This is a genomic window from Anaerococcus sp. Marseille-Q7828, from assembly GCF_949769285.1.
Lineage (GTDB): Bacteria > Bacillota > Clostridia > Tissierellales > Peptoniphilaceae > Anaerococcus.
On the sequence record NZ_OX458331.1, the window covers coordinates 995,509 to 1,012,327 of the forward strand.

The 16,819-nt window shown below is 34.7% G+C and carries 2 protein-coding genes; both read left to right on the forward strand.

Going from position 1 to position 16,819, the window contains the following annotated elements:
* Positions 1-409: 409 nt before the first annotated feature.
* On the forward strand, positions 410-8,080 hold the full coding sequence (locus tag QNH69_RS04830) for a SpaA isopeptide-forming pilin-related protein (protein ID WP_282929445.1): 7,671 nt from the start codon (positions 410-412) through the stop codon (positions 8,078-8,080).
* Positions 8,081-8,401: 321 nt separating this feature from the next.
* Positions 8,402-16,546 carry a SpaA isopeptide-forming pilin-related protein gene (locus QNH69_RS04835; RefSeq protein WP_282929446.1) on the forward strand — a complete coding sequence of 2,715 codons (8,145 nt, stop codon included), beginning with the start codon at positions 8,402-8,404 and terminating at the stop codon, positions 16,544-16,546.
* Positions 16,547-16,819: the final 273 nt, after the last annotated feature.

Here is a 16,819-nt window from a genome sequence, read left to right on the forward strand (position 1 = left end):
TTCTACTTATTTATATCTATCAAATACTACTATTTTTCTAAAATTTTATGCCTAGTGATTTTTTTATCTTTATTTTTTAATCCGACTAAAATACTACATTATTTTTATGATTGTTGGGTTTTTAACAAAAATAATTAAAAAATAAATATATTGTGTGTAATTAATTTTTCATATACTGTATAATAAAATAAATAATTAAATTAATACAGCTAATGTAGCTTTTCTTTATCCAGTATAGGATGAATAAATATTTATAAAAATGTTTTCATTTATAAGTATTGTTTTCTATGCTATATATTACATATCGATTATATCTAATTTATTGATAATAGAAAGCACTAAGTGTTTTTTTAATAGCTATATTTGTAGTTGATTTTAATTCGGAATATATGAAAGGAAAACGGGTTTTATGAAGAATTATATTAAGAATTTATTTCTAAAAGTAACGTCGTTGGTTTTAGTATTGTTTCTAACCTTACCAAGCCAAATTATGGCATCGGCAATGACGAGTATAGATGACAAAACTTATGATGGAAATAAGAGCATTATGGGTCTTACTGGTCTGTATATGACAAGTAACGATGACTTGATTGACAAGCCTATTGAAAACAAGCAAGTTTTAGCAAGCGATAGGTCCATAGAAGAAACTAATGATTTCCTTATAGAAAAATCAGCCAGTATTTCAAAAACTACAGGACTTATTACATATAAAATTGCTGTAACAAATAAGGAAAAAGCAAGTGGCGATAATCAAAGCATAGTATTTGCAATAAATTCAAATCTTAGTGATATGAAAGTAGAAAAGGTCACAGCTTTAAGTGCTGATGGATATGAAAGAGAAATATCCTACAAAGAAAATAGCCCATCAATATTAGAAAGAGACAAAGATATTGAAACATTTGGTCTTTCTACAGCGAATGATGATAATACCACCGTTTATTACATAAGTGCAAAATTAAGTGATGATTCGCTAAAATCATTAGAAGAAATAGAAAATCCTACTGATATTTTTGCTCTAGATTATGCAATACTTGATGGTGAGCAAGCACTTTATCAACAAAGATATAGCTTAATAATAGATGATCAAAACCATGGTGGACATTTTGCTTTGCTAGAAAATGAAGATTCAACTAGCAATATTAATGCTATATATAATCCAGGATCTTCTAATCTTTTTGGACATAGTCCAGCTACTATATCCTACACAGATTTTATTTTAGCTAAAGATGATCAAGAATTCATTTATAAACTTCAACCTGATGATAATCAAGCTACAGAAAATTCCCAAATCAACATAGACTTCTACCAAGCAAAGAAAGAAGGTTATGTAATAAATAAAACATATAGTCAAACCATTCCTTTTACCAAAGAATTAAAATTGCAAATCCCAAGCGGACAATTAGCAAGAATAAAATTTACATCAACAGTAAGAGAAAATGTAAATCCTCAAAACTTTATATTTAACAACAAAACTATAGCAAACCCAGACTATAAAATTACTTCAAGCAATGAGGAAGAATCAGATGAAGATCCTCTGCCGGCTGAATCTTTTGATAAAGATGAAGGGTCAAAGTCTTCCAATGGTATCATAGCACACGATAAGGACCAAGATTTTTCTGCAAATCCAAATACTGAAAAAGCAGAAACATCAAGTGATAATTCTTTTAATAACAAATCAGGGACAAACTCCTCCAATGATAGCATAGCACACAATAAGGACCAAGATTTTTCTGCAAATCCAAATACCGAAAAAGCAGAAACATCAACAGATAATTCTTTTGATAGCAAGTCAGGGTCAAACTCGTCCAATGATATCATAGCAGATGAAAAGGAGCAGGATTTTTCTACGAATTCAAAGACAAAAAAAGAAGACCCAACCATAGGTGAATCTTCTAATAACGAATCAGGGTCAAACTCTTCCAACGATATCATATCAGACCAAGAAGACCTAGATTTTTCTTCAAATTCAAAAACCGAAGATAAGGTATCTGCTATAGCTATCAACAAAGATGGTTATATAGCAAAACTAAACAATGAATCTAGACTAACAAACGAATTAGAAGAAGCTATTAATGATATTACATCAACCCTAGAAGCTTATAATAATGACGAAATATACTTAGATGAATTACAAGCATCTATTGGTCAAATAGCTAGCGAATATAATTTAGAATCTAGTCAGATAGAAGAGATAATCAATGCTTTGATTTCTGGTCTAAATGATGCGAAGCACAAAGTAGCTAAGCTAAATGTTTCTGACATTGAAAAAGCTATAGCTTCTAATGATGGAAATAGAAATGTAGAAAAAGCTTTAGCCGGTCCAGAAGCTAAGATACCTTCTGAGTATCTTGATAGACTAGTAAGCGAGAAACTTCAAGAAGAAGGAATAACTATAGAAGACTTCCAAAACTATATGTACGAATTGGAAGACAAATATGGCCTTAGCAATGAAGATGTAGATAGAATCTATACAGAAAACGAAGAAGCTATCAAAAATCTAATCTCAAAAGCTCAAGAAGAAAAAACCACAGGTGATGTATTTGTAGCATCTGATGGATTTGCTAATAAGCAATTTATACTTCGAACACAAATGGATGTCTTAGCTGTTCCAAATTGGCAAATTCCTGCTAATTGGCACTTTGATGTAAACATTGGACCATACCTATATCCAGCTTCTAATGAACTTAAACCATTAACAGATGCAAATGGCAAGGTTGTTGCCACAGCTAAATATATAGAAGCAGAAAATAAAATTAGATACACTTTCCCAGAAGCTCTTAAAGTTAGCAAGAATATAGATATAGATCAAATGCTAGCCTTTAACACATCAAAAATTGGCGATGCTTCACAAATTGACATCAATATTAGTGTAAAACCAAAAAATATGCTAAGAAAGTCTATGCCAACTATGACTGTAAGAGCTGATGATGACTCACCAGTTGTAACAGCATTTCCAGGAGGAAAAGTTCCAGTTAAGACTCCTACAGAACAACAAGGCCTAACGAGGACATATCCTTATAATGTAGACTATTGGACATATCAATACTATGATGCTTCAAAAAACACTGTTAACTGGGACATAAGAGTTGAAACTGATCAAGTTAACCTAGACCACTTAGACTACCAAAATTTGGGAGTATCACTATATGCTCCAGAAAATCAAAAATTATCAAATTATAAAGTAACAGTTAGAGACTACTTAGGAAATGATATTTCTACAAATGCTAATGCATCCAAAGTCCGTGAAGGTGTTTCTTCTGAAACAGGAACAACAATTAACACAGGAACTTTGAAAGCTTCGCCTACAAAAAATCTTTTGACTTACAACTTTGATATCCCAAAATCAAGTCTTCCAAAAGATTTAATAATTCATGTAGAAGCTACACCAACTGATGCAGCTAGATTTACTTTTTATGATTTGGGGCTAAGGTTAACTCCAGATAATAATTATATCAATACAATAGTTCAACAATTCAAAGATGATTGGGCTAAGTTAGTGGCTGCCATGCCTTGGATAATTCCATATAAAAGTGGAGATGCAGTAGCAGCCAAGTTCGAGAAGGGCTTTAATGTAGTAGATACAAGATTACCAGCCTATACTTATGGAATTAATAATGACAAATATAGCACTCGAGTTTACGCTGATAAATCAAGATCGATTTACGGTCAGTTTACAAATAATGAAGAAAAGATAAAGTGGCAAGTTTCCGAGACTTTAAGATTACAAGATGATGATAGACTTGTTTCAAAAGGAAGTCTAGGAAGTGATGTTTTAAATGCTAATTTCATTAATTCTAAGCAAACAAAGCTATCGGCATATATAGAAGTCCTTGAACCTAATAATGACGGTTCATTTACTAGAAAATATGAAACCACAACAAATAGTGACTCCTCATTCAGAGATGGATTATCTAAAGTTACCAGCACACTAAAACCAGGTACTGTAATCAACTATATTTTCACAAATACAGTGGATGACCCAAATTCTGAATCTAGCATAAAAATTAATTTTAATGAGAGATTAGATTATGCTGGGGGAAGCTATGGTGGAGAACAGACAGCTTCAATTAGTAAATTATCAATTGAAGAAAAAAATGATAGATTCCATATAGGAATGGAATTTAGACCTGTTAGAACAGGTAAGACATGGAGATATAGTCAGAACGAAGGTGATTATGCATACCGTGTATACGAAAACTATGATATGGTATTCTGTATAAACCCAGGTGTACCATCACCTGTAAGTGATAAATTCTGGAAAGATGATGCATATCAAATTCATAAAGAAACAGCTACACTAGAAAATTTAAAAAAGAGATTACCTCAATCTAGTAGTGGAACTTACTACACGAGATTTACACCAGAAGTAATTGAAGATAGATTGAAAAAAACATTCTATTATGCAGAGCAGTTAAGAGAAGAAAAAAACCTAGATGATTTTCAATACTATGAAATGGTTAAGTATGTAGTGAATTATTTCACATATTCAAAACAAGCTTGGGATTTGTATGGAAGTCCATCTAGTGGAAAATATATAGCTCCAAGCTCAAACGCAACTGAATTACTGAATCGAGTGAATAGTGCTCAAGGTTGGAACCAAGAAAAAGCTGACTCTGTATTAATTGAAGCTTACTGGAATACAAAGGAAAAAGCTAAGAATGGAGATATTGGAGTACCAGGAGACTCTTACGCACATGGTGACCAATGGCAAAATATGATTACTGGAAAGGTAATTAAACCATTCAAATTTAACAAAATTAAAGAAGATGGACAAGCTCTTAAAGATGCAAAATTCGTAATTAGAGATGAAAATGGAGTAGTTATAAAAGAATTCACATCTAATGGTGCTGAACAAGAACTTTATTTAAAACCTGGAAAATATACAGTTGAAGAAGTTTCTTCACCAAGCGGATATAAACTATTAGAAAAATTTAGTTTTGAGATAAAGACAGGTATAGAGAAAATAGAAAAAAAAGATATTCCTCTATTAAAAAATTACGTGGTAGGTGCAGTAAATGATATTGGATACAACTACAAACAACCTATTCCACAAGAAGAAACTGTTAGATACCTATACGATACCACAACAGTTTACAGAGACTTAGGCAGGAAGTTTATTGAATCTAAGGAATCTAAGAAAAAATTTGAAGGTGGTAACTATGTTCAAGAATACTACGAAGTAGAATTTGATGAGAATCATAATAATGTTGACAGTAATGGAAATAAGTTAGTATCATTTAATAATGATAAATTATCAATAGAGGCTAAAAATATAAAGGGTGCAAAATTAGAAGTAAGCAAAAAACTTCTAGCAGCAGACGGTGAGTATCACAATCTTCCTGGTATAAAGTTTACGTTAAAAGAGGATAAATTATTAGGAGAAAAAAAAGAAGTAACAACTAATAAAGATGGTATTGCAGTATTTGATAACCTCCCACTAAACTCAAAATGGACATTAACAGAAACTATTCCAAACGGAATTTTTAACCATAATGCTACTTGGAAAGTGAGTGTAGACGCTACTGGCAAAGTTACTATCACAGAAAATGGTGATACTTCTGGCCTTGGAAAAGAAAGTACTATAGATAAAGACAAAGGTACAATTACTATCTACAACAAGACCGAGCAAAATAGCAGCTTCAAAATCAAAAAAGTTGACCAAGATCGCAAGCCACTTGGTAATGTAGGTTTTACTCTTTATCAACAAGATAAAAAAACACCTATAAGAAGTAAAGATAGTTCGAATACAGAGTACTTCACAAATGCAGATGGTTACCTATACTTCTCCAATCTACCAGATGGAATATATTACCTAAAAGAAACAACAGTTCCAGATGGCTATGCTGTTCTAAATGATGGCTGGACAGGGCTTAAGATTGAAAGTGGCAATGTGACAATCATAGAACCAGAAGATGAAACTGCGTCAGAAAATGCTACACAAAAAGACTACTCAAAAGTAGAAATTTCAAATACCAAACCAAATGGTGCGAATACATGGATTGAATATGATATTGTAAATCATCTGGATAATGTTGATGTATCCTTTACCAAATATGGAATAACAAAAGATAGCAACGGTAAAGAATACACACAAATCCTCCCAGGTGCAGTATTCAAACTACAAATACTAAAAGACAATAAATTTGTCGACACTGGTAAGACTGCTACATCTGATTCTAGCGGACAAGTAGTATTTAAGGGCTTATCATCAGGTGAGTACCAAATCATAGAAACTGAAACAGCTAGCGATGCATACAGAAAACCAGATGGAGCTGTGAAGACTTTCAAAGTTGAAGCAGGAAAAGTATATATTAAAACTGCTAATGGATATGAAGAATATATAGACAATGAAAATGACTATATCTATAACGAGCAAAAGGGTCTAGGTAAACTAAAAGTCCACAAAGAAGATGATCATGGAGAAAATCTTGCAGGCGTAGAATTTACCCTCTACAAATTTGATCTAACAAATCAAGATAACGCCCTAGATGTAGTAAACTCTGCTACTACAAATAGTGATGGATATGCGGTTTGGGAAGAACTTCCTTATGGCAAATACTGGATTAAGGAAACTAAGGCAAGACCAGGATATATCTTGGATACTGAAAAGAAATTAGTAAACATAACAAAAGACTACTCAGTGCCAGATCCAACAAACCCTCGAGATATATCAAATAGCATTAGTATTGACCAATCATATGTTTACTCAACAGAAGGTAATATATACCAAGTTTATCCTAACTACGGTCAAGGTTTAGTAGCAAATCTTACACTAAATATAAATCCTCAAACAAAAGTAATCCCTGGTGATCAATTCACCCTAAGATTGTCTGATAACCTTGATTTAGACGGAGTTGGTAATGTCTCTGACGGCTCAGATGGCAAGTACGACATCATTGGCAGAGACGGTACTATAGCCAAGGCTAGCATAGGAAAAGATAGAAAAACTATCACCTATACCTTCACCAATGCTATAAGAAATAAGTCTGTTTCTTCAATGAGATTAGTAGCTCCAATGTATCCAAACAGACTTTTAGTACAAAAAGACTCCACTCCACAATTTAGTATAAGCATTGGTCGATCAAACTTTGTAAAAAATAATATGACAGTGTACTACTCACACTATCAAAAAGATAATACAAAGCCTTTCCTTAATGCTTACACCTACAAGCTTGATCCACAGGAAAATAAATTTACTGTGATAGCCTATGTAAATAGCAATAGAGTGAATTCTAAAAACAAGCAATACCTATTTGAGGCCAATACTCCTGTAAGTATAGATAGTTTTGAAACTTATAGGTCTAGTAACAACAATCTCTTGCCAGCTTCATACGGCATAGATTTTGATAATCCTGGTCAATATGGCTTAACATACCTAGGTGATATCTATAACTATAATAATGCTAATCAATACTGGGTCGAACTAGAAGCTAACAATAATTACACTTATGTAATTAAGATTGAAGGAACACTAGAGTCGCCAAGGCCAACAGCATTTGAGACTCAGTCCTATCTGACTCATACCTTTAACGATGGTTCTTGCGTGACCTACACAGCAAATACCTGGTCTAGATTCTACGATCCATGTGCATGCAGTGATACAAGCACAGATAATCCAGAGCCTTCCGAGCAAATGCTAGAATTTGTAAACAAGGAAAACTCCATTGAATTTACAAAAGTAGATGAATCAGAAGATCCACTACAAGGTGCCAAATTCAAACTTGTAAAAGATGGTAAGGATTATGGTGATATCCAAACATCTGATGACCAAGGTAAATTTGGGTGGAAGAAACTAGAAGAAGGTAGATACCAAGTTATCGAAATAGATGCTCCAAGAGGATATGCAAAACCGCAAGATTCAGTATCAAGCTTTGAAGTCAATGAAAATGGTGAGATCATAAATATCAAAGATAACACCACAATCATAAAAAACTACAAAGCTAGCCTACCAATAACAGGTGGACCTGGTTCATTTATAGGCTTTGCTCTATTAGGTACAGCAGTCATGCTAACAGCCTTAGCATACTTTGGCTTCTACCAAATGAGGAGTATTCCTTTCAAAAGAAGAAGATTAGTATAGATAATTTCACAATACTTGTATAGACACGAGAACCCCGGAAGTAGAATCCGGGGTACTTGTGCTGTCAAGAATTTATTAATATTGGGTATTTTCGTGTAAAAAACATAAATTTTATCAATTCATTTTTTTCTATAATCTCTCAAATGTCTATTTATCAACATCTTTCACTTTTCTATATATTTGACTAATTTAATACATTATATACAAGTTTACTTGAATCTGATATAATGATTCCAACAAAGGGCTAAGGTTAGCTCTATTTTGGATTTTTAATTTTAGAAAATACTAAAACTAATGGAAAAATATTCGGGAGAGGGATTTATGAGAAAGAAATTACAAAACTTTATGATAAAAGCATTTTCGCTATGTTTGGCTTTTATCCTAGTATTTCCAACCAACCTATTTGCCATGGGATTGGACAATACGAAAACAAGAAAATACAAGGCTTCAGCTAGTATTATGGGACTAGCTCAGGCTGATACTACAGGTCAAAATGACAATGAAGTCACAGACCAAACTCTATTAGAAACAGAAATTACAAAAAAGGAAACGGATGAGTATCTAATAGAAAAATCTGCACGCTTATCCAAGACGACTGGTCAGATCGACTATCAAATAAAAGTTATTGCCAAGGATAAAAGAGCAGAAGACAAAATATCAGCAAGTTTTGCCATAAGCCAAAACACTGACCTAAAAGACCTAAAGCTAGAGAAAGTATGTCAGATACATACCGACCATAGCCAAGAAGAAATCAAATACCAAGAACAAAGACCATCTATCCTATACACCAATGATTCCTTTGAAACCCTAGGAGTCACAACAGAAAATAAGGACTTGGTTTATTACCTAAGTGCAAAATTAACAGATGAAGCGTTGGCAGCTATCAATGATAAATCACCTATTATGGATCTAACATTTAGCATAGGTGCCCACTTACAAGATAGCTACAGCCTAAGCATAGAAAAACTTGAGCTTAAGGGCGAAAATGGACAAGAGAACAAATCTATACAGACCCTAAAGGAAGAGCCAGTTCAACAAATAAAAGCTATCTTTAAGGAAAAAACTTCATCTCTACTAGGAGAAAAGCCAGCAGAGATCACATGGACTGACTATATATTGCCTACAGAAAAAACCACCTATGACATCAAACTTGACCAAAATCAAGAATTATCTCAAGTAAAAATCGACTTCTACCAAGCTAGTGAAAAAGGATATGTTATCAAAGACGAACACACTCAGACAATGGACTTTGCCCAAAGTCTTAATTTGCAAATTCCGAAAGACCAAATTGCAAAAATAGAAGTAAGTACAAAAGTAAAGGGCAATCCAAAATCTTTCACTTACAATAACAAAGAAATCCCAAATCCATATTACAAAGAACAAACTAGACAAGCAGAAGAAAAATCAGATGACAAAGAAAACACCGAAAAAGACGAAGATCCTTTGCCGTTAGATCCTGCAAAGGAGAAGACAAGTGCAAAGTCTTCTGATGATAGAATAGCAGATGACAAAGATATTTCTACAGATACTTTAAAAGAAGAATCCCAATCAGCCATAGAACTTAACAAAGAAGCCTATATCCAAAATGTAGAAAACAAAGAACCAGTCAATCAAATCGCAAAGGCTCTAGCTTCATACAATAATAATGAAATTGATTTTGACCAAGTAAAAGCTTCAGTAGAATCTATATCCAAGGATCAAAACTTAGGAGAAAGCCAAACACAAGAGATCATAGAAGCCCTTCTAATTGGCCTTAATGAAGAAAACCACAAGGCAGCAACAATCAACCCAGCTGACCTTACAGTAGATATCAAAGAAGCTATGGAGGAAGAAGAGCCAAAGCTAACTGATGCAGAAATCAAAGATTTGATCAAGGAAGAATTTGCCAAAAAGGATGCCGGCCAAATCACAGAAGAAGAATTGGAAACATCACTTGCAACAATTAGAGAAGATAATAATATTGACAAGGAAGCCTTCTTCAATATATTGGCAGACTTATACAAAAATGCTGAAATAGAAAATGATGGCGAAGAAAATCCAAGCGAAAAAGAAGAATCTATCGACACAGAAAAAACAAAAGAGGAAGCTCTAGAAGAAAAGCTAGCAGAAGAAGACCTATCAACAGAAGATTTCATAGCCTTCCTAAAATCTTATGTAAAATCATATGACATAAAAGAAGACCAACTAGAAGCACTACTTAAAGGAAATCAAGTAGAAGTAGAAAAAGTAATCGGGGACTTCACTATTGATGAAATAGTGGCAGCAGCTTACTTAGAAGGGCTCAACCCACATATATTTGCAGGAACAAATAAAGCGATTTTAGATGCAGATTTCTCCAATGAAAAATTTATTACGGAACTAGAATACTCCGCAGAAACTCTAACCAGATCCACAAACGAAGACAAGCTTTTTGAAATAGTTAAGAAAAGTCAATCTAATTTGTCACACCAACAAATTAGAAGCGACTACGTAGGTTGGAAGATAAATATACCTGGCAAAGACAATTCAGGTAATGATATCACAGAAATTAAAAAAGATAAGTACGAATATGATTATATGAATTTCTCCATCTATGCACCAGCAGGTCAAAGTCTAGAAGACTACAGGGTTGTTGTAGAAGATGGAGAAGGTAGACCTACAAGTTATTCTGGTTCAATGACAGAGAAAAAGGGTGAACATTACCTTTATAAATTCTCCATCCCTAAAGACAAGCTTTCAGAAAAAGGCTACAACATCTATGTAGTTGCCAAAGCAGAAAAGAAACGTCAAAACTACGCAATTGGTCTAAAAATCGCCCCTGATAAAAACTATGTGACAGAAATAGCTGATAACTATAAAGAAAAATTTGAAGAGTTAAAGAAGAAATATCCTCTACTAATCAAATGGATAGACACATCAGCTGCCAACCCATATAGAAATGGCATAGAGCTACTAGATACCAGAATGGTATATCTAGAACCAAAAGGCTGGCAAGACCTTTTCCCATACAATGGTTTTAGGTCTCTAGATTACAACGACAACGTAACAGACACTGACAACATCAAAAATACAGTATCAATGTTTGGTAATATTGACAAAGACGGAAATATTACATGGACAATATCTGAAACATTCCCAGCAGAAAAACTTGAAAACAAAAACACTGTTGGTCTAGATGCCTACTCAGTAAAATCTGATAGTGGAAATCTAGGGAAACCTAGTGTACAAATCCTAGTACCAAACAATGAGGGTGGCTACACAGTTACAAATCTAGATAAAAATGTAGAACTTGCAACTTTACAAGAAAAAATAGGTAGCAAACCAGGCACAATCGTAAACTACACCTACAAAGATACAGCAAAAAACAAAGAAGAGTTTACAACCCTAATCCTAGATTCAGGCAAAGCTGCATCCATTGCCTATAAACCAAGCCTACTTCAAAGAGAAGAAGGAGCAGAGAAAGACACAACTGGCCTAGCCTACCTCCATAAGGTTCAAGAACACAAGGACGGTCCAGGCTACGAAGTCGCCCTTGCTAACGACCAAGCCCATACACTAACGGCTTTTATACCAAAAAATCCAAGTGCAAATCCAAGATACAATGATCCAGCCTTCAAGGACACAGGAGTTGTAGTATTCTGTCTAAACCCAGGAAAACCTGAGCCAACAAGACAGTATAAGTTTAACGGAACCATTACCAAAGGCGAGTGGTCAACAGATAAAGGCTCATGGGCAAAGCATGGTAGAGACCTTGCATCCCTTGCCACAGCCAGCGAAGCCAAAGCATCACCACTTTATAAGGGACAAGCTAATGATAGCTTTTATGCTAGCCTATATGCACACATACTAAGAATGTATTGGTACGGCCAAGAAATGGCAAAAGAATACCAACTTGACCAACAGTCATACTACAAAATTATCCAATACAACCTTTACTACTGGATAGCAGGAGAAAACTACGCAGAAAACTTTAGAAATGGTGGAGGATACAACCCTAATTATTTCTCAAGTGCAGAATACAGCTATGCCCAAGGACTAAAGAACCGTATAAGCCAAGGAAAAGATTGGGACAAGGTAAACTATGACGAAGATATAGAAATTTACTACTATGGCCACGACAAATCTAGGTCCTATCAAAACACCATCACAGGGGATACCAAAAGAAAATCTAAAAAAGGTAGCGTTACAGTAAATAAAATCGACCAAAACGGAAAGAAACTTTCTGGAGCATATTTCCAATTACTTGACGAGAATAGAAACCCAATCAAAACCCTAGTAACAGATGCAAATGGAGAGGCAGTATTTGAAGACCTTGACTATGGCACCTACTATATAAAGGAAGTTCAAGGACCAAAGGGTTATCAATTTACAGAAGAGATTTCTAAAGTTACAGTAGGAGAGAAACAAGCTCACGTAAGCTTTACCGCAAAAAATACCAAAAACGAAATAGAATTTAGAAAAGTAGATGAAAATGGCCTTGCCATGGGCGGAGTTGTCTTTGAACTAAGACAAAATGGCAGACCTATTTCTGACCAAGAGAAAACATCTGGCAAAGATGGTAAATTCTCATGGAAGGAACTTACACCAGGTTACTATGAAGTAGTGGAAAAGAAGGTTAATAATCCACTATATAGCGAAAACGAAGGCAGAGTTGTAGCAAGCTTTAGGGTAGATGAAAATAATAAAATTCAAGACAAAAAAATATACTTCCCTAAGGATTCTAACAAGGATGATATTGTAAACAAAAAGAACGAAGGCAAACCTATTGGTATAGAATTTACCAAGGTTGACCTTAATACAGGATATCCTCTAGAAGGAGCGGAATTTGTCCTAGAATATAGAAAACCAGACTCATCTATCTTTAGAGAGTTACCAGGATCTAGGAGAAGATCAAATAGCGAAGGTAAACTTGTTTGGAACGACCTAGTAGATGGAGACTACAGGGTAATAGAAACCAAGGCTCCAGATGGTAATTACGACACTGATCTAAACCTTGGAGAAAAAGCTACATTTACTATAGCTAAGAATCAAAATGGTTACTACGAAATAAAAAATGTAACGCCAGAAAATAAAGAGATTACCAACAAGGAAAAACCAGAAGAGCCTAAAGAATACTTTGGCGAATTTGAATTTAGCAAGGTAGACTCTGAAGACAAGAAACCACTACAAGGAGTGGAATTTACCCTTACATCGGATGGACAAGTTGGCCCAGAAAAAGATAAATTTTACTACAAGGTCAGCAAGACAACAGATGCAGATGGTAAAATCGAATACACCAAGCTATATCCAGGCACCTACACCCTAACGGAAACAAAACAACTACCAGGCTATAAGGAAAATACAAAGACTTGGACTGTTGTGGTAGATGATGAGGGGAAAGCAACAGTTAAGGCTGATGGTGAAAGTAATTATAACTTAGAATTCACAGGTAACGATACAGCTCTTCGTAATACAAACTATGCCTATATAAAAGAAACATTAGAGCAAAATCCAAATAATCCAAATGGAATGATTTATAGGATAACAATCAAACCTAAAAGAGAACTTTATCAAGTAGTTCTTGGTTTTGATAGGTGGAGCGGTTTAAGCAGTTATGGTTTAGAACAGAATTCATATATACGTAAGAGTTCTTTGCCAGAAGTTGGACAAGAGAAAACTTTCAAATACTATATTTCAATAAAAGATGTTGAAACATTCAAAAAAAACACTCCAACATCACCAATTGGATCCATACAGGTATGGTATGATGAAATAGGAAACTACGAGAGTGTTGGAAGTAAACCAAAATTCACCTTAAAATCAAATTCTGAATCATCTGGCCTAACCATCACCAACGATAAGGAAAAGCCAGAACCAGCAAGTCTTACTATCAAAAAAGTAGATAGCGAGACGAATGAAGGCCTTGAAGGTGCTAAGTTTAGACTTTATCACACAAGAAATGATGCCGAAAATAACGGTCATTATATTCAAGAAGTAGAATCGAATGAACATGGTTATGCAATTTTTGATTCTCCAGAGATTCAGAATAACACAACCTACTATGTAAAGGAAATAGCTCCTCCAGAAGGCTATAAAATTACTAGTGCAATCACAGAAGTAAAATCATCTGCAACAGAGGATAATACCATAAACGCAGAGATACCAAACGAAAAGAACAACGCTCGTTTTGAACTCTACAAAAAAGGCGACGACGGTGAATACCTGAAAGGTGTTATCTTTAAGCTTACAAATAAGACAACAAATGAATCTGTAGAGTTAACTACAGATGGAAATGGCTATATTTTCTATGACAAGCTTAAGCCAAAGACTAGCTATGAACTAGAAGAAATTAAATCAGCCCAAGGCTACACACGTAATGAAGATAAGGCAACAATTACAGTAGATAAATCTGGAAATGTTACTGTAAATGAAAACGACCTAGCAAAAGCAAAAGAAGGCGAAAACCAAGGTCTAGTACTTGTAGCAACCAACATCAAGCAGCCATCAATAGACTTTGTAAAACAAGACGGAGCTAACAAAAAGGCCCTATATGGTGCAGAATTTGTACTATATAAAGATGGTGAAAAAGTTACAAACTCACTAACATCTTCTGACAAGGAAGGTAAGTTTGGCTTTGACAACTTAGAAGACGGCTCATACACAGTTTATGAAACAGCTTCACCAGAAGGTTATCCATACCTGGAAGAAAAACTTAAAGTTGCAACATTTACTGTTAAAGACGGTAAAGTTACAGAGCTTAAAACCAACCCGGATTTTGGGGAAACTCAAACAAGTGAAGTTGATACTAGTAAAACTTATGTAATCTACAACAAAGTTAACGAGATTAAGTTTAAGAAGGTTAATAATAATAAGGAAGCTTTAAAGAGAGCTAAGTTTAAACTTGATAGAGTTTGGGATAGCTATGATGATAGCGGAAAGCTTCAACCTAATAGAGAAACAGTATTAGAAGATATTGAAACCCTAGAAGATGGTATTATATCCCTGTCAGCAACTAAAGCAGGTAGGTACCAACTTGTAGAAACCCAAGCACCACAAGGATACAAGCAAATTAATACCAATAACGCTGCTGGTGGACAGATTGTAGCAGAGTTTACTGTAGAAAGAATAACTCTTGATATTAAAAACGTCTTAGTTGGAAACAAGTATATCCAAGATATGAAAGATTATAGTGGAGACCTTGAAATAGTTAACAAGAAAGATGTAAATGGTAAGTTCCAAGTTAATAAAGTCGGAAAAAATGGAGATTCAACCATTCCATTAACTGGTGCCAAATTCTTACTAAAAGATATAGAATCAGGCCAATATGTAATGACAGACGGAACATTTACAACAAACTCAGGTGCTGCCCTTACAAATGGAGACGCTACAGTCAACTACGTAAACCTACCAGTAGGAAAATACGAACTAAGAGAGTTCAAATCGCCAGACGGTTATGTAAGAACTATCAATACTTGGAAGGTAGTAGTAAATGATGATGGCACAACAACTATCAGCGAAAATCCGAAGCTTGATACTGATGTTGATGCTGAAATAAATAACGGAAATACAAGCTCACCTGAACTAAAACTAGTAAACAAATCCAATGAGATAGAATTTACTAAGATAGATAGCGAAGATAGCGAGACTGAAAAACCTCTTGCAGGAGTAGAGTTTGAAATCTGGTGGGACCAACAAGGTGATAAGAACAATACTGATGTAAAATATAAGAAATATGTAAGAATTCAAAACCCTGATAAAACAGAAGATGCAGAGGATAAATTCATCTTTACAACTGATGAAAAAGGTAAATTCAAACTATCAAACCTAAAAACAGGTCACTACAAGATCTACGAAACCAAGATTCCAGTAGGCTATAAAGTTGAGGATAAACTAGTAGACAACGAACCAATAAAGGATGCAAAAGGTGAATTTGTAAATGAATTCTTTGTAGATATCGACGGAGATATCAAAAAGAACGATAAGGGTATAGTAGGCGGAGAAGATGACGTCTTAGTTACTACCATCAAAAACACCCCAATCACTGGTAAATTTAGAGTTCAAAAAGTTGGCGAAGATGGAGTCGATAAACTTGAAGGTGCTGATTTCGAACTTTATAAAGTTGATGAAAATGGCGATAAAGTGGGAAAAGCTATCGAATCAAAACCTATAGATGGAGTAACTGGACTAGTAGAATTTACCGACTTAAAGAAAGGCAAATACCTACTTGAAGAAACAAAAGCTCCTAAAGGATACGTGATGAGCGCAGCTAAGTGGGAAGTCACTGTAGAAGATGATGGCAAGCTAAACATATCATCAGATGATGAATCATCTTACTTCACTAGAACAGACGACACACTTACTTTAAACGTAGTAAACAAAAAACCAACCTACCCATCCACAGGTGGCACCGGTGTAAAAATCGCCTTCGCCCTAATAGGTACGGCAGTAATGATCACAGCACTAGCGTTTTTTGGAATCTTAAACACTTCCAAAACTAGACGCAGATAAAAATAAAAACTAAATAACAAGTAAATAAAAACTGAATAACAAGTGAAAAAAATTAGCTCAGAGAAAAACACTCTGGGCTTTTTCTTTACCCAAAACTACCAATCCACCACCTCTGCATCCTAAAGAAAGTAACAAAAGCACTATGTAACCCCTCCTGTCATCCTAGAGGGAAAACAAGCCGTCCGCTCGCTTTAGGACAAGCCGAAGGATCTCACAAGAAACCCACACCCCTTCCTGTCATCCTCGAGGGAAGTCTTATCAAGACTGACCGAA

Bases quoted from the DNA above. Each gene is read 5' to 3' on its own strand.
- QNH69_RS04830 (WP_282929445.1), top strand. From the start codon at position 410: ATGAAGAATTATATTAAGAATTTATTTCTAAAAGTAACGTCGTTGGTT.
- QNH69_RS04835 (WP_282929446.1), top strand. From the start codon at position 8,402: ATGAGAAAGAAATTACAAAACTTTATGATAAAAGCATTTTCGCTATGT.